This window comes from Pandoraea bronchicola, from assembly GCF_902459805.1.
GTDB classification, from domain to species: domain Bacteria; phylum Pseudomonadota; class Gammaproteobacteria; order Burkholderiales; family Burkholderiaceae; genus Pandoraea; species Pandoraea bronchicola.
In genome coordinates, this window is record NZ_CABPST010000002.1 from 192180 (window position 1) to 212785 (window position 20606).

The window sequence follows — 20606 nt, forward strand, 5'->3', positions numbered from 1 at the left end:
ATAAAGCAGTGTTTCAATCGTGTTTTGTCAGGCACCCTCAATGGTTATTCGACACGTGGCAAGTGTGCGCGGCACTGCATTCGGGGGTAGGAGCGTTGCTCCTGGTAGAAACCAGCGCGAATGCTACCCTTCAAATTGGTACCTATTGTCAAGGCTATGTTCAGATGTCCGCTTCCCGGCTATGTTGAAATGTCCGTTCTGGTAGAGTCGATTCAGTGGAAAGCCTTTCCGGATATCTGCCTATGAATAGCGCCGAGATTGACCGTTTGCAAGCCGATGACCAGATGCTCGAGCCGTTGGGGGCCGATATTTGGCTGATGGATGACCATCGGTGGGCGTTTTACGTGTGGCAGCGGTTTTCCATTGAGGAGCAGATCAGAGCTTTCTCTCTCGTGCATGCCGACTACCACTGGGACGCCACGAACGATTTTTTTGAAGATGAACAAGCACGGCGACGATTGGAGAATGCCGACCTGCCACAGCTCTACGAAATGGTGCTCAAGAGGGAAGGGATTGCCTACGACTCGTTCATTGCCCCGGCCTTGATCCGTGGGTTCATCAACGATGTGCATTTCTTCTGCAAGCAGAACGACTCGGATCGTGGGCTTGACGATGAGTTGTTGGCGTCCGCCAACGTACGCCAATGCATTCACGAAACAACCGAATCTCTCCTGAGTGCCGATCTCCCCAAGCCAGTTATCTTTGATTTGTGCCTCGACCTGTTCAACGACGAAGAAACGACGCTATTTGGCGAAGGCGATCTCTGGCCCGACGCCAAAGTTGAGGGTTGGTTGACCGAAATGCGAACACTAATCGAGCGCGCTGCACTCGTAACGGTCTCTCTGTCGTTCGATTACTCCGGTGCAGCAGACGACACACGACACCTCGCAGCATTGGTTCTTCCCCGGATACTCCAGTGGAGGGGGGCGGCTTAGCGCTAGCAAACGCGGAAAGGATATTTGACACGTTCCGTCAAGTGGCACCGCTACAAAGCCTCTAGTATGTCGTCTTGCCCAAGCGATCGCTGTGACTTTTTGCCAGACGGACGGACGCGTTTGCGAAGGGCTCGGCAACCGTTGACGGCAACGATCATCAGCTTGCGTGCGGTCTCTTTGGCGAGGGATTGTTGCTCGGGCAACCGTATCGACGGGAAACCAGGTCCGCCGGCTCGTGCTGCCGATATATCGCGCCATCAATTCGTTGCCTCGCATTCATGATCGGGGCATCTGAATACCATACGAGCTGCTCGAACTCGGACATTTGAACTTGGTTAGAACCGGACATTACAACTTAGCCGCTACACCCGTGATTCGCATAATGTACATTATGTTAAATCACGTTCGGGACGATCGACCAATGCAAGTTCGCTAAATGAGATCCCATCGATTTGGATTCCAACAGGCATATTTTTCCTATGCGGGCACCACGAACGAGACTTAAAGCGGAGCCTGGGTTAGCGCCACCTTAATTGCGCCAAGTTTCTTGCCTACCTGGTCCATCGCGGAAAGGTATTCTCTGAGCTGCGGTTCGATCAACGTCATTCCGTTCTCGTTCTGCCCTTTTCTCGATGGCAACAATTGAGTGAATGCGCTGCTATCCCGTTGAACGACAATCTGCTGGGCCTCTACGTATGATCGGTGCGCGTAGTTCCGATACGTGCGAGCCTCGTACAACCACGCGGAATTCTCAGCCTCCGATAGCACCGCATACGCATTCGCACATCGAGATTCACCCGCCATCTTCGCATTGCCCACGATTCAGCGGGCGTGGATATTCTTGGTATCTGCCTCGCGGCACAGCCCGTCACCATAACCACGCAGCGCCGGGGCCTCTCTGCTTGAAAGCGTCTGCGCCATCACCTACTCTGAAGACTCGTCAGCGTGCACGGGATATTCATGCACGTCGCAGCGGATAACGTGCATTTCGACAGCAGGTACTTTTTGTACCCGTCCGACGGCCGATCTGTTCAATTCCCTCTTGACTCGTTTCCAGTCCTGCAAGCACAGCGCCGGAATGGCGACGTTTCGCCGTCCCCATGGTGGCGTCACATGTTTGAGCCGAAATGACGACTCTGGGGAAATGTCACTATCCCCGCCGCGAAGGAGCAGTACATGGCCGATGACAAATCACAGGTGGTCTGGTTCGAGGCACTGCGACGAACCGACGTTCCGCGCGTCGGCGGCAAGAACGCGTCGCTCGGCGAGATGATCGCAAACCTCACGAGCCGTGGCGTTAATGTCCCACCGGGCTTTGCACTCACAGCCGATGCTTACTGGCGCTTCATCGACGCGAATGGCCTGCAACAGATAATCGCCTCGGTGCTCGGCGAATTGGGTGACGGCAAGCTTTCCCTGGCCGAGGCAGGACAAACCATCCGCCGGGCCATGCTTCGGGGCGAATGGCCAAAGGAGACCGCCGAGGCTATCCGGCTCGCTTACGACGAGTTGAACCACCGCACGGGACAGGCCAACATGGACGTCGCCGTGCGATCGAGCGCGACCGCCGAGGATCTGCCGGATGCGAGCTTTGCCGGGCAGCAGGAAACCTATCTCAACATCCGCGGCGAGCGTGCGTTGCTCGATGCCTGCCGGCGTTGCTACGCGTCGCTTTTCACAGACCGGGCGATCAGCTACCGTCAGGCGAAGGGCTTCGATCATATGAAGGTCGCGCTGTCGGTTGGTGTGCAACGTATGGTGCGATCCGATCTGGGTGGCGCCGGTGTCATGTTCTCCATCGACACGGAGACTGGATTTGACAAGTTCGTCCTGATCAATGCGGCCTGGGGGCTCGGCGAGAACGTGGTTCAGGGGGCGGTCGATCCCGACGAGTATGAAGTCTTCAAACCGCTTCTGTCAGAGCCATCATTGGCGCCTATCGTCGGGAAGAAGCCGGGCGACAAAGTTCTCAAGATGATCTACACGAGCGAGAGTGAACGCCCGACAAAGAACGTCCCGACGTCGAAAGCCGAGCGCGCGGCCTTCGTTTTGAGTGATCAGGAGATCCTGGCCTTGTCGCGATGGGCCTGTGTGATCGAGCAGCACTACGGCCAGCCGATGGATATCGAATGGGCAAAAGACGGCCATACCAAGGAGCTGTTCATCGTGCAGGCCCGGCCGGAGACGGTCGAGTCACGTCGCGAAGCCAGCGCAGTGAAAACCTGGCGCATCAAGGAAGCAGGTCGCAGGCTTATCACCGGTATCAGCATCGGCGAAGCCATTGCGGCCGGCAAAGTCTGCGTCATCGAAAGCCCTCGCGACATGGGACGCTTCGTCGACGGCGCCATCCTCGTTACCCGGACCACGGACCCAGACTGGGTGCCTGTGATGCGGCGTGCTGCGGCCATCATTACCGACCAGGGCGGCCGCACATCACACGCCGCGATTGTCAGTCGCGAACTGGGGCTTCCGGCCATCGTCGGTGCGGGCAATGCGACCCATCTGCTGCACGACGAGCAGATAGTGACGGTGTCTTGCGCGGAAGGCCGCGAAGGATTCGTCTACGAGGGTACCGCCGACTTTGAGGTGGAGGACATCGATTTTGGCAGTATTCCGTCGACACGCACCAAGGTCATGCTAAACCTCGCCAATCCGGCGGCAGCGTTTCGCTGGTGGCGGATTCCTGCAGATGGCGTCGGGCTCGCACGAATGGAATTTGTAGTGAGCAACGCGATAAAGATCCATCCGATGGCGCTTGTGCGCTACGACACGCTCAAGGACGAAGCGGCAAAGCAGACCATCGCCGCGTTGACGGCGGGATACGAAGACCCGACGGCGTACTTCGTCGATCGTCTCGCACGTGGATTGGGACGGATTGCTGCGGTGCAGTACCCCCATCCCGTTGTCGTTCGCATGAGCGACTTCAAGACCAACGAGTACGCGCACCTGATCGGCGGGGCGGAATTCGAGCCGAAGGAGGAGAATCCCATGCTCGGATTCCGGGGGGCTTCACGGTACTACTCTCCCCGCTACCGTGAGGGTTTCGCGCTCGAATGCCGGGCCATTTGCCGCCTGCGCAATGAGATGGGCTTCAGGAATGTCATCGTCATGATCCCATTCTGCCGTTCAACAAAGGAGGCGGACCGCGTGCTCGAGGTCATGGCCGAAAACGGCATCCGGCGCGGCGAAGCCGGACTTGAGATCTACGTGATGTGCGAGATTCCGTCGAACGTGATTCTGGCGAAGGCCTTCGCGCAACGCTTTGACGGCTTCTCGATTGGCAGTAACGACCTCACGCAACTGACGCTGGGCGTTGATCGCGACTCGGCGGACCTGGCGGAACTGTTCGATGAGCAGGACGACGCCGTCAAATGGATGATCCAGAGCGTCATCACGCAGGCGCACAACGCCGGCGCTGGCGTCGGTTTGTGCGGACAGGCGCCGAGCGACCACCCTGAGTTTGCCGACTTCCTTGTGGGATGCGGCATCGATTCCATTTCGGTGAGTCCCGATAGCTTCATCGCGGTCAAGCGCCGCGTGGCTGCCGCGGAGGGGGCGGCGCCTAAGGCCCCGGCAATATAGCAATGTACTGACTCATCCAGGCAAGGCAGGATCGACCACGACACGCATCAACACCGTGACGACGCTGACTCCGGCCATGGACATCGCGGCCGCATTGCTGCGATTGCATACCGCTACTGCCGCGCTGACCTCGTGCCCGCCACTACCGCGGCCCCCTCCCCCGTGGACCTATCGAGAGATCGGTTCGAAACCTGAGCCGCATCCGCGTCAAGCAATGGCTGAAGCACCGGCGCCAGCGACTTCAACAACTGCACCGCCATCGCACTCGTAAAGTCGTAGCGTGCCGCATACGGCTCGTGCACATAAGCGGTGAGTGCGCCGAAAAACCGATTGCCGATCGCGAAGACGAAGGTTGCCGTCCGATTAACCTTACGCGATTCGATGAGTCGACGCCCCCGCGAGAATACGTTGAAGCGCTGATCGCCAGTCCCTGTCTTTCCGTAGACATCCAGCACGCGTCCGTTCGAGACCGGCATGCCGTCCGCCAACCGCTTCGCCGTGCCGCCAAGGACGACGTCGCGCAACAATCCGTGCACCACCTCGACGATCTCGGGCAACAGTGCCGTCTGCCCGCCACTGGGCGCGGGCGCGAAATGCGTCTCGTAGGGCGTGTTCTGGGCGAAGTCGAGCGCGGTGAGGTTCCGGGCTGGTACCGCCATGCCGTCGCTCGCGACGACCCCGATCAGTTGTGCGAGTGCGGCGGGCCGGTCACCCGACGCGCCAATCGCTGCGGCATACGACGGCGTGATGGCCGCAAACGGATAACCGAGCGCGCGCCACGATGTGCCGATTTCCTCATACGCCCGCAACTCCACCATGTGCCTGATACGGCGATCCTGCGTCGCGTGATAGCGCGTTTTGAAGAGCCACGAATACGCAGCGACGCGTGCTTCGCGGCTGGCGGTTTGCACGTCAGCTTCCGTCGCATCCGGATGATCGCGCAAGTAGTTGACCGTCCACAGTTCGAGCGGATGCACGCTTGCGATATAACCTCGATCGTTCAGGTTGAATCTGTCGATACCGTACTTCGCGTAGAGCTTCGCGAGGGCCTCGGTTGTCAGCAACGCCGTTGGCGTGCCTTTCAGCGTGGCACGCATCTGCGCGTCGAACCATGTCTCGGGTGCGTCGGGCGCGACGCTGCGCAAGACCGTCGCAATCTTCGGCGGCGACTTGCGCACGTCGTGCAGCAGCGTGGCCAGTGCCTCGTCGGGCGTCAGGCCGTGGTATTTCGCATAGAAGCGATGTTCGTAGACGCGGCTTTCCTGATCGGCAAACCGCATAAGATACTTCTCGCGCACGACCGGGTCATCGAGCCAATGCGACGACGGCCCCGCCGTCTGGATCATCTCGTAGCGCACGATATCGCGCATCAGGCGCACAAACACCAGATTCACCGAATGCTGGAACGCTCGATGCACGGTGAGAATGCTGCCGTTGTCCGTCGCTTCGAAATTGGTGAACGTCTGCGCACCGCCGCCCGTATAGAATGTCTCGCCCGTGCTTGCGGAATACTTGCGTTCAACGGCGGCATTGAGCATTGCGCGCAGCGAACGATCCGGTGTGCGCAACAGATAATCGAGCGCCCAGCGTGTCAGCACATCCTGCCTGTCGGGTCTGACGTGGCGCAGATCATCCATACTCATCGGCGCGTAGCGCGCGTGCAGTTCCGAAACGATTTGCAGATACGTGATCAGCGTGCGTAGCTTGGCCGTCGAACCGAGATTCAGGCGTGCGCCCTGGTTCACGTCGAACGGCTGGTTCACGCTGTCGGTCTGCACGCGCACGAGGTTCGCGCCGTCGCTCCGCTCGAACAGCGTGAAGCTGAAGGCGATTCGCGACGGATCGTCCTGCGGGCGCAGCATCTCGAAGCCGTATAGGCCTGCCGCCTTCGCGCCTTCGGGGGTGGTGGCAAGCGCGAGCCTTTCGCTAACCGCCCGCTGCACCGGGTCGTCAAGTGTCGCGTGTACGGACAGGTCGAGGCGGTCAAGATCGTAGAAGCTCGCCACGCCGAGCGTATTGAGCAAATCCGCGCGCAGTGCAGTCACTGCCTTGCGCGTGACAAACGATGCCTCCGGGCGAATCGGGCTCGCGTGCTTCAGCTCGAGATGGACCATGAGTGCGGCATCGCGCAGTGGCGCCGAGATGATCCCGTTGGTCGCCAGTAACCGCACATAGCTGTTCGTCAGTTGTTCGAGCGCGGCGTCGTTGCGGCGCAGGAAATATGACGGCGCGCGCTGCGCAATGATCAGCGACAGCGCCTGTTTGAACGCGACCGCCTGCGCATCGAGTGTTTCGGCGCTCGGAGGTGCCGACAGCAGGCGGTTCACGTCGTCGAAGTCGCGTCCATACCAGATCGCGAGGCCGTCGCCGAGGCCCGAGATTTCGCCAATGCCGGGCTGCGCCGCAAGCGGCACAGTGTTCAGGTAGCTGACGACGATCTGCCTGCGCGCCGGTAGCGTCATCGGGCCGCCGAGATAGGCGCGCACGGACGCAGACGCGATTTGCCGCAATTTTTCGGGCGGCGTCGCGGTGCGGCCTCCGGGCGAATGACGGAATTTTTCGATCTGGGTAGCGAGAGTGCTACCGCCCGGGCTTGGCTGGCTCTTGATGAAAATGCGCACGCCCTGGTCGTACAACGCACGACTGAAACGGCCCCAGTCGATTGCCGGGTTGCGGCTCGGCTGATCGGCATCAAGCAAACTACGATCCTCGATGAATAACAACGCGTTGACGATCAGTGGCGGGATCGCCTCGAAGCGGCTGTAGATCCGCGCTGGGTAGCGTGCGGTATAGAGAGGTATTCCCGTTGAATCGAACAGTTGCAGTCCAGCCTGATCCTTTTCCTCGTAAGGCAGAAACAGCCCATGGTCTGCCACTGACGTCATTACGGGTGATTCGCGCGCCTGCGCTGTGATGGAGAAACCGCGGTCGGCCAGGCGTCGCTCGAAGGTGGGTAACGACGCGTAGCCGAGACGCACGTCGTACGGGCCGCCGGCCACCGGGAATCGGGTGGTGTCGCTTGGGCCGTCGGCAAGGGCGAAGTGGATGTCACGCCCCAGTTCGGACAGGTAGCGTGCCTGCAGCCGCGAGGTTTCGATTTCGACCCGAAGCAGTTGCGCCGCGATCGCAAGCACGATCAAAAAACCGGCGAGCAGCAGCCACTTGATCCACCGCACAGAAGATGTAGTGGCAGGAACGCGAAGCGGTACTTGAGTCAGACGCCGATCCATGATGGGGTCTTCCGGGCGGCACGAGCCATGCTGATGTTAGTCGAGCATATTTCCCTGATAGACCGCCATGCGGAGTTTCCCGCGCATTGTCTGTGTACTTCTCAAATTTTCCGGAAGCAAATGAAGACAACGCGCTGCATGAGCGTTGATACGACGACTTCGGCGCGAGAAACCTCCCGACAGGACTGCCATGACCATGGATTCGTCGGGGTATTCATGAGTCGCGTGATATCGGTTGACGCTACCATTTTCGCTGGACTGCCGGTGAAAAAAGAACAATGTTCTGCCAACGCCTTTGGCATAAAGTTGCTCGTCTGGCCGTAAAGCGGCACCGGTGGCGCTGATCTGGCGGCCGATTTGAGCGAGTTTCCAACGCTTGTTCAGTGGAGCATCGTCACCGGCGTGGAACTGAAGTGCCATAGCCGGGCGAGGACGGCCCATCGGTGAAAGAAGCCGAGGTGGCTTGCGTCAAGGATCACGATGTCCGCGTGGCTTTGTGCAGCGCATTGCGCGATGGTTCGTTCGGCTGGCCCGTACACGCGCTTCCACGTGTATGGAACTCCGGCATCTTCAAGAACCGCTCGTGTCTGCGCGAGCGCATCGCGTGCCGCCTGCTTTTCCCGTCTACGCAACGCACTCAATGAGTGGAAGGCAACGGCGCGACTTGCAGCCGCATCGTCAAGCACTTCGACAATCTCGACTTCGGAGACGCATCGTTCGGCAAACATGAATGCGCCGTGACGTGCCGCTTGGGCTGCGCCCTGGGCACCAAGTACAGGAATGAGCAGTTTCAGCATAGTGGGCCTCCGGGTGCACGCCGCTTCCTTTATTGGTTTCATTCAAGCACGGACATTGCAAGGATGATGTAAATGCACGGGAGCGCCGCGTATAAAACGCGTCAAAATTTGCGGCGGCAGGGATTTGCCATGACGTCAATTCCTCTGAAAACGCGCATCAAACGCCCCGCCTATCGTGCTTTTCGCTCATTTGACACCGGTCAGACGGTACCCCACGCCAGCTTCCGTCAGGAGGTGCTCGGGTTGCGCCGGATCAACCTCGAGCTTGTGTCTCAACGTGCCTATGTAGATCCGAAGATAGTTCGAGTTCTCGATGTGCTCGGGCCCCCAGACTTCCTGCAAGAGCTGACGGTGTGTCCTCAAGCGGCCCGCATGACGCAATAGCGCCGCGAGCAAACGGTACTCGATCGCGGTCAGGTGAATCGGCTTGTCGTCTCGCCATACCGATCTCGCCGCCAAATCAACGGTCACGGCGCCGAAGGAAACCTGGGCGGTATTCAGTGTCAAGGATCGGTCTTGCCTGCGCAATTGAGCCCGGATCCTTGCCAGCAGTTCGTTGATGCCGAACGGCTTGGTCAGATAGTCATCCGCACCAGCGTCGAGCGCCCTCACCTTGTCTTCTTCGCCCGCGCGCGCTGTCAGCACGATGATGGGCACAGACGACCAGTGGCGCAATTGATGGATCACTTCCAGGCCGTCAATATCCGGCAAGCCCAGATCGACAATGACAACATCGGGTACTGCGCTTGCCGCGACCGCAAGCCCTTTCTCACCGTTTTCCGCCTCGAGGACTCGCATCGCCTCACCTTCCAGCGACACGCGAACGTATCGGCGAATCTGCCTGTCATCTTCGATCAGGACTACGGTGATGGTTGGCGCATTCATGACATCAGGTAAATCCCGGCTGAATCATCTCGTTGCCTTGTCGCTCACGCCCATATCCGCCCGAGCCGTCTTTCTCAGCGAACGGGCTTGACCTGGTCCAACGCCAGATTGAGCCTCAGCACGTTGACACGAGGCTCGCCGAACAGGCCAAGTTGCCGCCCGGACGTGTTGCTTGCGATAAGTCCCTCAACCTGCTCAAGCGGTAGTCCCCGAGCCTTTGCCACGCGCGCCGCCTGATACGCGGCGGCGGCCGGGCTGATGTCCGGGTCCAGTCCGCTGCCTGACGAGGTAACGAGATCGACGGGTATCGGCGAGGTGTTGGACGGATCAGCCTCCCGAAGTGCCGCGATGCGCCCTTTCACCTCATCGGCAAGCGCGGGATTCGTCGGCCCCAGATTCGATCCGCCGGAGTTCTGCGCGTTATAAGGATTCGGTGTCGTTGCCGACAGACGGCCCCAGAAATAGAACGGCGCATCGAACTGCTGCCCGATCCGTTCGGATCCGACCGGCTTGTCGCCGTTCACGATAAGACTGCCGTTGGCCTGATACGGGAACGCCACCTGAGAGACCACAGTCACCGCGAGTGGATAAAGACCACCGGTGATGAGCGTCAGCAGGACCAACAAGACCAGCGCGGGACGCATTGAGTGCTTCATGGTTCAGGCCCATCCAAAAGCAGTGATGACCATGTCGATCAACTTGATGAACGGAAATGGCAGCAATATCCCTCCAAGTCCGTAGATCAGCAGATTGCGGCGCAGTAAGGCCGCAGCACCCAGCGCCCGATAGCGAACGCCTTTGAGGGCGAGCGGAATCAGCGCAACGATGATCAGCGCATTGAAGATCACCGCCGACAGGATGGCCGACGATGGCGACGTGAGATGCATCACGTCGAGCACGCGCAACTGCGGGTACGTCGTGGCAAACGCCGCCGGAATGATCGCAAAGTACTTGGCGACATCGTTCGCGATGGAAAACGTGGTGAGCGAGCCTCGCGTCATCAGCATCTGCTTGCCGATTTCGACGATCTCGATGAGCTTCGTCGGATTCGAGTCGAGATCGACCATGTTGCCGGCCTCTTTTGCCGCCTGGGTGCCGGAGTTCATGGCCACGGCAACGTCGGCCTGTGCGAGCGCCGGCGCATCGTTGGTGCCGTCCCCAGTCATCGCAACCAGTAGCCCGGACGCCTGATGCTTCCTGATCATCGTTAGCTTGGCTTCCGGCGTCGCTTCGGCAAGAAAGTCGTCCACGCCGGCCTCCGCTGCGATGGTCGCCGCTGTGAGACGGTTATCGCCAGTAATCATGACCGTGCGTATTCCCATCTTTCGCAGTTCCGAAAAGCGCTCTTTGATGCCCCCCTTGACGATATCTTTCAGCTCGATGACGCCGAGCACACTTGCGGGCTCTCCTCCCACGCTGCCGTGCGCGCCGGGCTTATGGGCGACCACCAACGGCGTACTGCCACGCCGCGCCACGTCAGCCACTGCGCTGCCAACTTCTGTCGGAAAGCGCCCGCCCTGGGCTTCGACATAAGACTTCACCGCGTCCGACGCGCCCTTGCGGATCTCGCGCTCCGGCAGATCGGCAGGCATGCGCCGGCGCATTCTTCCGCGATGTCTCCGCCATGCTCCGCTCCACCCCGCCCAGGCTCGTCTGGTTTGCCCTCACGATAACGTTCTACTATCTCGCGTGGATGGGCGATTACGCGGCGCACGCCCACGGTGCCGCCGACGACACGCGCTTGGACGATGAGCCGTATGCTCGCAACGTGACGCTGCCGTCTGCCACCCCGCACGCCCCGAGTGCGGCCGACGAAGCGCATGTCTTCGCGGTACTTGACATCCTGTACGGCGTTCTCGGCCTCATATTCTCGATAAGCCACACCGCCGCACAACGCGAAGACATTCGCACTGCGCACGAACGGCGCTCGCCACAAGCGAAGATCAGTACGAGCACAGTCGTCACGGTTGCCGACTCGGGCGTGTCGTCGGGAAGTTCGTCCCCGATGCAACTCGACAGCCCGAACAGCACGGGCACCCGCGAGGTGAACAACAACACGCCGATAGGTACGTCATTCACCTTTCCTGAACCGCAAACGCCGGACGTCTCGGCACCGGTGGCCTCCAGTCTCAGGCACGACGATCCGCCGCAACCGGGGCCTCGACCGGCCAGCGCCCGGCGGCATGGCACCGCGACGGTGCCAAGTGCACTGTGCCACCCCAGGGACCTCCCCTGGTGGCGTAGCCCCCGCGCCGACGCGGACGACGACGTTCAGCATTCGACACCGCTGTAAAGTTCCGGCTCGGCGCACTTGCCGTGTCCGGCTCGGCATGGCATCGTGTTTCCCACGCACACACCGTGTGCGATATGTGCAGCCGCACGCGTGTTGACACGTGCCTGTCCCCCTGCCGGAGCGCCCATGCTTTCCACGACCCCGAGCGAACTTGCCCGTAACCTGCTGATCATCCTCGTTCTCAGTGCGCTGATGATCGGTACGCTATGGGTGCTGCTCCCCTTTCTGCCGGCATTCATCTGGGCGGTGACGATCGTCGCTTCCACCTGGCCGCTGCTTATCGGCCTGCAACGGCGTTTGTGGGGCAAACGATGGCTTGCCACCACGGTCATGATCGTCGGCATGCTGGTGATCGTTGTCGCACCGTTGTCTGCCGCGATCGGCACGCTGATCGGACATGCGTCCGACATTAGCGACAAAGTGCATTCCTTCGGACAACGCAGCCTTCCGATGCCGCCCGACTGGCTCACCCGCATTCCGATGATCGGTCAGCGCGCCAGCGACGAGTGGCAGGCACTCGCGGCTGCCGGTCCCGGCGGTCTCGTCGCCAGGATTCAGCCCTATGCCGTCAAGGCCGCTTCCTGGGGGTTCTCGAAGCTGGGCTCAGTCGGTCTGCTCGTGGTTCACCTCGGACTCACGCTGATCATCTCCGGCATTCTCTTCATGCAAGGCGAGCGCGCGGCGCGAGCGCTGATTCGCATCGCAAGACGTCTCGGCGGCGATCGCGGCGAAGAGTCGGTACGGCTCGCGGGCATGTCGATTCGTGCGGTGGCGCTCGGGATCGTGGTCACGGCAGTGACGCAGTCGCTGCTCGGTGGCCTGGGACTCTGGCTGACGGGTGTGCCGCTATCGGGCTTCCTGACGGCCCTGATGCTGGTGCTGTGTATTGCACAAATCGGTCCGTTCCCCGTGCTGCTCTCGAGCGTTGCATGGCTTTATTGGCAGGACAGCCCGACACTCGCCACGCTGCTGCTGGTGCTCTCGGTATTCATCGGGATGCTGGATAACGTGATGCGTCCGATGCTCATCCGTCGCGGCGCAGATCTGCCGATGACATTGATTCTCGCGGGTGTGCTCGGCGGAATGCTCACGTTCGGCATCGTCGGCCTGTTCGTCGGCCCTGTGATTCTTGCGGTGACCTATACGTTGCTGACAGCCTGGATCAACGAAGGACTGAACCGTCCGCCGATGGCACCGAGCGGTTCGCCCCCGGCGACGTCGCCCGCGTCGGAGGCGACATCGCCAGTCGATGCCCCGGCGAAGGCGCCGGCAACGCCTGGCGACAAACGCACCTGATCGCCGCGGCGTGCGACATCGACCTGTCACGCAAACCGGTCACATTTTTCAGACAGCTTCACCTGTCGCTCCCCGCCGCCGCATGGCTAAATATCTCCCGTATTCACGAGATTCCGGGACATATCAAATGCCACACGTCACACCCACCCATTCCACCCCGGCACCCGCGCGGCGCTCGCTGCGCGTGCCGCGTCGCGCCCGCCTGGGCGATCCGCCCCTGTTGCGCCGGGTCGGCAACGAACTCGCCTACACGCCAACACGCTGCCGTGTTACCGCGAGCCTAATCGTCAGCCGCATCGATCCCTGGTGGCAGCGCTTGTCACCGGCATGGCCAGCAGACCCTGGCAGGCAGGAGGTATCAGCGGACCCGCAAATGACAAACGCGCCGGCCGGTCAGCCGGCACGACGCGTTGTGCGTGCTTGAGTCGGCGTGCCCGGGGTCCCCCTGGGCACGGCACAGACAGGGCTTATTGCGCCTTCGCAGGCAGGATCTTGCCCGAGACTTGGCCAAAGCCGACACGGTAGCCGTCACCCTGACACCAGCCCGCCATCACGACGGTGTCGCCGTCTTCGATGAAAGTGCGTTTCGCGCCGCTGGAGAGCGTGATCGGGTTCTTGCCGTTCCACGTCAGTTCGAGCAGGCTGCCAAACGAATCCGGGGTCGGGCCGCTGATCGTGCCCGAACCCATCAGGTCGCCAACGCGCACGTTGCAGCCCGAGACAGTGTGGTGAGCAAGCTGCTGGGCCATGCTCCAGTACATGTGGCGGAAATTGGTGCGGCAGATGGAGGTCGGCTGCGCGTCGCCGTCGGCTTGCAGGAGGACTTCCAACTCGATGTTGAAGGCGTGCTTGCCCTGCTGTTGCAGGTACGACAACGGTTGCGGGTCTTGCGCCGGACCGGCAACGCGGAACGGCTCGAGCGCTTCCATCGTCACCACCCACGGCGAGATGGACGTGCCGAACGTCTTCGCGTTGAACGGGCCGAGCGGCACGTATTCCCACTGCTGCAGATCGCGCGCCGACCAGTCGTTGAGCACCACCATCCCGAAGATGGCCGCTTCGGCGGCATCCACGCTCAGCGATTCGCCCAGGGACGTGTCGCGACCGACGATGAAGCCGGTTTCGAGTTCGAAGTCGAGCTTGCGGCAGCCGTCGAAAATCGGACGCGGCTGGTCAGGCAGCTTGATCTGCCCATTCGGGCGATGAATCGGCGTACCGCTCACGACCACCGAGCTGGCGCGGCCGTTATAGCCGATGGGGATTTCCAGCCAGTTCGGCAGAAGCGCGTTGGCCGGATCGCGGAACATCGAGCCCACATTTGTCGCGTGCTCTTTCGACGAGTAGAAGTCGGTGTAGCCCGGCACCTGCACAGGCAAGTGCAGCGTGGCATCCGCAAGCGGCACGAGCGCTTGCGCACGCAGCGTGGCGTTATCGCGCAGCGCCGCGTCGCCGTCGGCGGCGAGCAGCGACGTCAGTCGAGCGCGAGTGGCACGCCATGCGGCGCTGCCCAGCGACACGAACGCGTTGAGGGAGGGCTGAGCAAAGACTGCGGTATCGGCGGCCTTAAGTACCCCTGCGGCTTCGAGGGCAGCCAGATCGAGCACCTGATCGCCGATGGCCACGCCAACGCGCGGCGTCGGTTGCGAAGCGGTGCTGAACACGCCATACGGCAAATTTTGCAGCGGGAAGTCCGTCACGCCGGTGTTGGCGGACGCGACCCAGCTTTGCGGGAGTGCAGACATTTGGAATTCCTTGTTCTAGGTAGCGCAGCGGCCAGCCCTGCGCATCAGGTGCGCGAGGCCGGCCGTTTCATGGATTGGCGAAGTCGTGGCGCGATGCCGTTTATTTCTGGTTCGGATTGAAATGCTTCTTCAGACCTTGCCAGCAGGTGTAGTAGTTGTCCTGCAGTTGCTTGGTCTCCAGCGCGAAGCGCGTCGGACGAATGACCGCAGGCGTCTCGAACATGAACGCCATCGTCGCGTCGACCTTGTGCGGCTTGCTCGTATCGGCGGCCGAGGCCTTCTCGAAGGTATCCGCATCGGGGCCGTGACCGGACATGCAATTGTGCAGGCTCGCGCCGCCCGGCACGAACCCCTCGGCCTTGGCGTCGTACACCCCATGGATGAGCCCCATGAATTCGCTGGCGATATTGCGGTGGAACCAGGGCGGACGGAACGAGTTTTCCATCGCCAGCCAACGCGGCGGGAAAATCACGAAGTCGATATCGTCTACACCCGGCGCATTGCTTTGCGATTGCAACACCAGGAAGATCGAAGGATCCGGGTGGTCATAGCTGATCGACCCGATCGTGTTGAAGCGGCGCAGATCGTACTTGTACGGCGCATAGTTGCCATGCCAGGCAACGATGTCGAGGGGCGAGTGGCCGATATCGGCGCGCCACATCCCGCCAGCGAATTTCGCCACCAGTTCGAAGTCGCCTTCGATGTCCTCATAAGCGGCAACCGGCGTGAGGAAGTCGCGCGGATTCGCGAGGCCGTTCGAGCCGATTGGGCCCAGATCCGGCAGACGGAACAGCGCGCCATAGTTCTCGCACACGTAGCCGCGCGCACTGCCATCGAGCAACGTCACGCGAAAACGCACGCCACGCGGCAGCACGACGATTTCATAGGGCTCGACGTCGAGTACGCCAAACTCCGTCGCGATGCGCAAACGCCCTTCCTGCGGCACGATCAGCAGTTCGCCGTCGGCGTTGTAGAAGAAGCGGCCGTCCATCGATTTGTTGGCCGCATATAGATGAATGCCGCAACCATGGGCAGCCTCCGGGCTGCCGTTGCCCGCCATCGTCACCATGCCGTCGACGAAATCTGTCGGCGCATCCGGCATCGGCAGCGGGTCCCAACGCATCTGATTCGGCGGCGTGGGAACGTCGTCGAAACGACTCAGCCAGCGCGACGGCTCCAGGGCGGTGAAAGGCTTGTGCATTGCGGCGGGACGAATGCGATATACCCACGAGCGACGGTTATGACCGCGCGGTGCCGTGAACGCCGTTCCCGAGAGTTGTTCCGCGTAGAGGCCGTAAGGCGCACGTTGCGGCGAGTTCTGCCCGATAGGCAGCGCGCCGGGCAATGCCTCGGTCGCGAACTCGTTGGCAAAACCGGACAGATAGCCCAGTTCCCCCTGAATTTGGTCTGCTTGGCGCATGAATGGCCTCGTCTCCTGATTTCGAATGGAATGATTGTCCGACAAGCGACCACATTTTGCGATATAAATAGATGAATCCACTATATTCACGAAACGAATAATACGACTGCCTCATGATTTCCTTACGCGACGTTGATTTGAACCTGCTGGTCGTCTTTCATGCGGTGCTCACGCATCGGAGCATTTCCCAGGCGGCGCGCGAGTTGGGGCTGTCCCAACCTGCCGTGAGCAACGGGCTGGCTCGCCTGCGGCAGACGTTCGAAGACGAACTCTTCACGCGAACCGGCACGGGAATGCAACCCACGCCATTCGCCGAGGCACTTGCCGAGCCTGTCTCTGCGGCCCTTGCCGGAATCTCCCGCGCAATCAATCACCGCGAGGCGTTCGACCCTGCGAGCAGTCAGCGGGAATTTACGTTGGCGATGACGGATGTCGGGGAGGTTTACTTCATGCCGGCGCTCGTCGATCTGTGTACGCGGCTCGCGCCCGGTGTACGGGTCAGTACGGTGCGCACCGCGTTGCCCGATCTGAAGGAAGCCATGGCGGCAGGACGCATCGATCTTGCCGTAGGGGCCTTCGACGACCTAACCGGACCGTTCTTTCAGCGCCGGCTGTTCAGTCAACAATACGTGAGCATGTTCCGCATCGGACACGCGCTCGACACGCCCCATGCAGGGCTGGCGGAGTTCCAGGCGGCACGCCATCTGTTCGTGGCTACGGGCGACAATCCGTATGCGCGCGTCAATCAACTCCTCGCGCAAGCGGGCTTCGGCGCCGACGCCAATTTCTGGGTCCCCCACTTCATCGCCGTGCCGTATATCGTGAGCGCCAACGACCTGGTCGTCACCGTGCCGCAGAAGTTTGCCGAACGCGCCGCCGCGCCGTTTGGCCTGCGGTTCGTCAAGCCGCCGCTTCGCCTTCCCGCGCTTCAAACGAATGTGTTCTGGCACCGTCGCTATCATCAGGACGCCGGCAATCAATGGCTGCGCCAGTTGATTTCAGAACACTTCGTCGAGTAGCGAAAGAAAACGCCTGACGCTGCGCTCAGGCGCCGCTGGCGATCGCCTGCCCTTGAGCACGCAGCCAGTCGTTCCAAGCGGCATCCAGGGCCTCGAACGCGGCTTCCATCTGTCCCGCGGATGCCTGGGGCGCCAGATGCTCCACCTGTGCCGCGAGCGATGCGAGTGAACTCAGACCAAACGCCATGAACCCCCCGCGCAAACGATGTGCCGAGTGGCGCAACGTTTCGCGCGACTGATCGGCAAGCGCCGCCCGGCAATTCGCGATGTCCTGATCCGCAATCTTGACGAAGGTGTCGAGCATTTCCGGCAGCGGCAAACGCCACTCCTTCGACGAAGCCATTTCGGGAACCACCTTGGGCCCACTTTCGATCAGATGTGCCGACGCGGGCAGCGGCGCAATTTCGACGCAAAGCGACGGATAGCGAGTCCGGACCCGTTCGATGACGCGCAGCAACGAACGAGCATCGACCGGCTTGTAGACGACGGCATCAAACGGCGAGTTCGCCTCGCGGTCGTGACGCAGCGTGACATCGGCCGTCGCGACGACCACGGGCACATGGGGTGCACGTGCCTTGATCTGCGTCGCGAGTGCGTGCCCGGAGAGGTGCGGCATGTTGGCGTCGGTGATCACCAGCATGTGCGATTCCGCGTCGAATGCATCCAGTGCCTCGCGCGGATCGTGGTAGCAATCGACCATCGCCCCCAGTCCTTCCAGTTGCCGCGATAGCAACATGCCGCTGATCGGATGATCGTCGGCAACGAGCACGTACCAACCGGCCAGCGGTCTGACACGCGCGCGCGCACTCGTCGAGGCGGGCAGTTCGCTCTCGGTATGCCCCGGCGACGACACGGCACCCAGTGCATCCCAAAGCTCGGCCTGCTGGAACAGTGCCACATCGCGCGGCCACGCGGGCGCGCTGCCCGCGAGACGATCGACGGGGCTCGCACGCAGCAAATAGACCTCCGCTCCGGCCATACCGCGCACCGGCCACTCGTCGGCAAACATGAGCAGGCCCGCATCCTGCAAGCGGCCGCTGCCGGAGGACCACGCCACAGCGTCGTCGTACCTGAGCGGCTCGTAACCAGCCCGCCGGATCAGCGCATCGAGATACCAATGGCGGCGAACGAGCGCGCTGACATAGGCGAACGTCTCTCCGGTGGCGGGAGCCAATGCCGCCTCGCTTTCAGGCGCCCACGGCAGGTGGAGCGTGAAGCGCATCGTTGTGCCCGCCCCTTCCTGACTGTCGACCTGCAATACGCCGCCGAGCATGCCGACAAACTGATGCGAAATCGCCAGCCCCAGCCCGGTGCCATGCTGCATGCCAGCTTCATTGGTGCTCTTGCCGAAAGGCCGGAACAGGTCGGCCAGATCGGCCGCCGCAATGCCGACACCGCTGTCGCTCACCGAGAAGGCCACGTCACAGCCCTGCGTGCTGGTGTGCGTGACCATTGCACTGAAGGCGACGTGTCCTTTCTCGGTGAACTTGATGGCGTTGCCGACGAGATTCGTCACGACCTGCCCCAGTCGCAAGGCGTCGGTGTGCACCGCGCGCGCGAGTTGGGGATCGATCATCCAGTCGAGCGTAAGCCCTTGCAATCGCGCACGCCCAGTGAAGGACAATCCGACCGCCTCGAGTTCCTTGAGCAGCGAGCAGTCACGGGAATTCAATTCGAAACGGCCGACCTGAATCCGCGAATAGTCGAGCAGATCGTTGATGAGATCGAGCAGATTGCGCGTCGAGCTTTCCATCACGTCGACGTAATAGCGATGATCGTCGCCAAGATTCTGCGCGCTCAATAATTCGATCGATGCCAGCGTGCCATACAGCGGCGTGCGCATCTCGTGGCTTACGGTTGTCAGGAAGACGTCTTTTGCACGGTTGGCGCTTTCGGCAGCGAGACGTGCCTTGCGTTGCTCAAGCTCAAAGCGGCGCTGCTCCGTGACGTCGGACAGTGTGCCGATCAGCACCGGTTGTTCGCGAAACACCGTATCGACAAAGCTCACCGCATAGTGGCGCTCGCCGGCGTCATCCAGCGCACTCAGCAATCGCCGCACGGGACGCGCCACCACCCCGCTATGCAGTTGCCGGTACATGCGCGTCAACTCGCCATCGCCCAAATGCCGCAGGAGATCGACAGTCCCGGCATATGCCGGATTGCTCATGACCACGGCGGGCTCGAACGGATCGATGATCGCCATGCCGACGGGGGCCGTCTCGATCAGCGTTTGCGTGAAGGCGTCCCGCTCGAGAAGCGCCGTCGTCCGTTGACGGGCGGGCTCGATAATGCGCTGACGCATGTAGCGCATCCCCGCGTAGACGGCAGCGGCATAGAGAAACAGCAGCAACGTAGCGCCGGTCAATAGCGTGGCGCTTTGCTGCAGCAAGTCCACCGGCCGCACAGCATAGCGTACGAACCAGGGCGAGGAAGCGAGATGGCGCTCGAAAACGACGCGCTCACCGTCATAGCGCAAGACCATTTGCGCATCGCCAAACATCGGCAATGTGACGAGGTTGCGCAGAGGTCCCAATGGTGACGCCGGCGCACCGGCGCTCGCGACGACGAACCCGTCCGGCGACACCAACTGGAGTGCTTCGCCCGTGTGCTCCAACGTTCGCAGGCGAGGCGGGATAATTTTGCCGGGCGCCATGCTGGTGCCGACATAGAGCATGAGATGCCCATCAAGGTCACGGATCGGAACGAAGCTCGACACGACCGTCTCGTGCGTGATGGAATTTTCGTAGTTGTAGGTCCAGAACGGACCCTCGTTGCCCGCGCGCACATGGGCCGCGTAACGCGCCACCTTGTTGATTTCCGAGAGCATCGACTGTGCGTCTTTTGCGAGATCGTCAGCACTGACGGACGACATGTCGAACGCCGTGCGGCGCGCCGCAAACGCCCCGTCCGCCGAGATGATGAAGGTCTCGTCCTGTCCACCGAGTGCGCTCCAGAAGTTGGCGTCCAGATTCATGAGGCGAAGCGTGAGGCGTGCCAATACCTCGGCACGCTCAGGCGGCAGGTCCGCCAGTTTCACGATCTGGAACTCATCGTCCCACCCGGCGCCGGCAACGCGCTTCGCGGAGCCGACAGGCATCGCGAGCAACGGCGTCAGAATTCGATCGGTGAGCGATTGCGTGACCCCGCCGGGGCGAACGGAACTCGCCAGCGTGGCTCGCGCCATGGTGCTGGCCTGCTCATTGAAAATTTCGACGTCTCGGACCTCGTGCCCGACGGTGGCAAAAAAGGTCGCCGTCTTCTGGGCGCCTTGCCAGACCATGCCGAACAACCCATAGGAAACCGCCGCAGCCCAGACAGACAAGCCGAACAGCAATGCCAGCAGGCCACCGCCACGAAGCAGGCGGCCGGCAATCGCGATGTCACGCGTCATCGTTCTGTCCGACATA

At 61.4% G+C, this 20606-nt stretch carries 13 protein-coding genes and 1 pseudogene; 5 read left to right on the plus strand and 9 right to left on the minus strand.

Going from position 1 to position 20606, the window contains the following annotated elements:
- Positions 1-242: 242 nt before the first annotated feature.
- Positions 243-935, plus strand: coding sequence for a peptide arginase family protein (locus tag PBR20603_RS05055; RefSeq protein ID WP_150558467.1), 693 nt, complete (start codon positions 243-245; stop codon positions 933-935).
- Between the two features lie 1176 nt (positions 936-2111).
- Positions 2112-4517: a phosphoenolpyruvate synthase gene (ppsA, locus tag PBR20603_RS05060; RefSeq protein WP_150558468.1), complete on the plus strand. Its 2406-nt coding sequence runs from the start codon at positions 2112-2114 to the stop codon at positions 4515-4517.
- Between the two features lie 113 nt (positions 4518-4630).
- On the opposite strand, the gene PBR20603_RS05065 is transcribed toward ppsA, so the two are convergent.
- From PBR20603_RS05065 to PBR20603_RS05090, 6 genes and pseudogenes are all read right to left on the minus strand, one after another.
- On the minus strand, positions 4631-7747 hold the full coding sequence (locus PBR20603_RS05065) for a transglycosylase domain-containing protein (RefSeq protein ID WP_150558469.1): 3117 nt from the start codon (positions 7745-7747) through the stop codon (positions 4631-4633).
- A gap of 36 nt (positions 7748-7783) precedes the next feature.
- The gene (locus PBR20603_RS05070) at positions 7784-8167 is read right to left on the minus strand and encodes a hypothetical protein (RefSeq protein ID WP_150558470.1); all 384 of its coding nucleotides are present in this window, start codon (positions 8165-8167) and stop codon (positions 7784-7786) included.
- Complete coding sequence (locus PBR20603_RS05075; protein ID WP_150558471.1) at positions 8128-8544, minus strand: universal stress protein; 417 nt, start codon at positions 8542-8544, stop codon at positions 8128-8130. Before PBR20603_RS05075 ends, PBR20603_RS05070 begins: the two co-directional genes overlap by 40 nt.
- Before the next feature lie 186 nt (positions 8545-8730).
- Entirely contained in the window at positions 8731-9429 is a 699-nt protein-coding gene (locus PBR20603_RS05080) for a response regulator (RefSeq protein ID WP_150558472.1), read from the minus strand.
- Between the two features lie 74 nt (positions 9430-9503).
- Complete coding sequence (gene kdpC, locus PBR20603_RS05085) at positions 9504-10085, minus strand: potassium-transporting ATPase subunit KdpC (protein WP_150558473.1); 582 nt, start codon at positions 10083-10085, stop codon at positions 9504-9506.
- Positions 10086-10088: 3 nt separating this feature from the next.
- Positions 10089-11027 (minus strand): annotated as a pseudogene (locus PBR20603_RS05090) (HAD-IC family P-type ATPase); the annotation flags it as partial.
- 26 nt (positions 11028-11053) lie between these two features.
- Between PBR20603_RS05090 and PBR20603_RS05095 the strand changes: the two are divergent.
- Together PBR20603_RS05095 and ydiK are read left to right on the plus strand one after the other, a co-directional pair.
- Positions 11054-11722: a RodZ family helix-turn-helix domain-containing protein gene (locus tag PBR20603_RS05095; protein WP_150558474.1), complete on the plus strand. Its 669-nt coding sequence runs from the start codon at positions 11054-11056 to the stop codon at positions 11720-11722.
- Between the two features lie 126 nt (positions 11723-11848).
- Positions 11849-13018, plus strand: coding sequence for an AI-2E family transporter YdiK (gene ydiK / locus PBR20603_RS05100; protein ID WP_150558475.1), 1170 nt, complete (start codon positions 11849-11851; stop codon positions 13016-13018).
- A gap of 467 nt (positions 13019-13485) precedes the next feature.
- Here the strand turns inward: ydiK and fahA are convergent, their stop codons facing one another.
- Positions 13486-14760, minus strand: a complete 1275-nt coding sequence (gene fahA, locus PBR20603_RS05105) for a fumarylacetoacetase (protein ID WP_150558476.1) — start codon at positions 14758-14760, stop codon at positions 13486-13488.
- Between the two features lie 100 nt (positions 14761-14860).
- A complete protein-coding gene (hmgA, locus tag PBR20603_RS05110) occupies positions 14861-16180 on the minus strand; it encodes a homogentisate 1,2-dioxygenase (RefSeq protein ID WP_150558477.1) in 1320 nt (439 codons plus the stop codon).
- Between the two features lie 113 nt (positions 16181-16293).
- Between hmgA and PBR20603_RS05115 the strand changes: the two genes are divergently transcribed.
- Positions 16294-17199 carry a LysR family transcriptional regulator gene (locus PBR20603_RS05115; RefSeq protein ID WP_150558478.1) on the plus strand — a complete coding sequence of 302 codons (906 nt, stop codon included), beginning with the start codon at positions 16294-16296 and terminating at the stop codon, positions 17197-17199.
- Between the two features lie 25 nt (positions 17200-17224).
- On the opposite strand, the gene PBR20603_RS05120 is transcribed toward PBR20603_RS05115, so the two are convergent.
- Complete coding sequence (locus PBR20603_RS05120) at positions 17225-20590, minus strand: ATP-binding protein (RefSeq protein WP_174977784.1); 3366 nt, start codon at positions 20588-20590, stop codon at positions 17225-17227.
- Positions 20591-20606 lie beyond the last annotated feature (16 nt).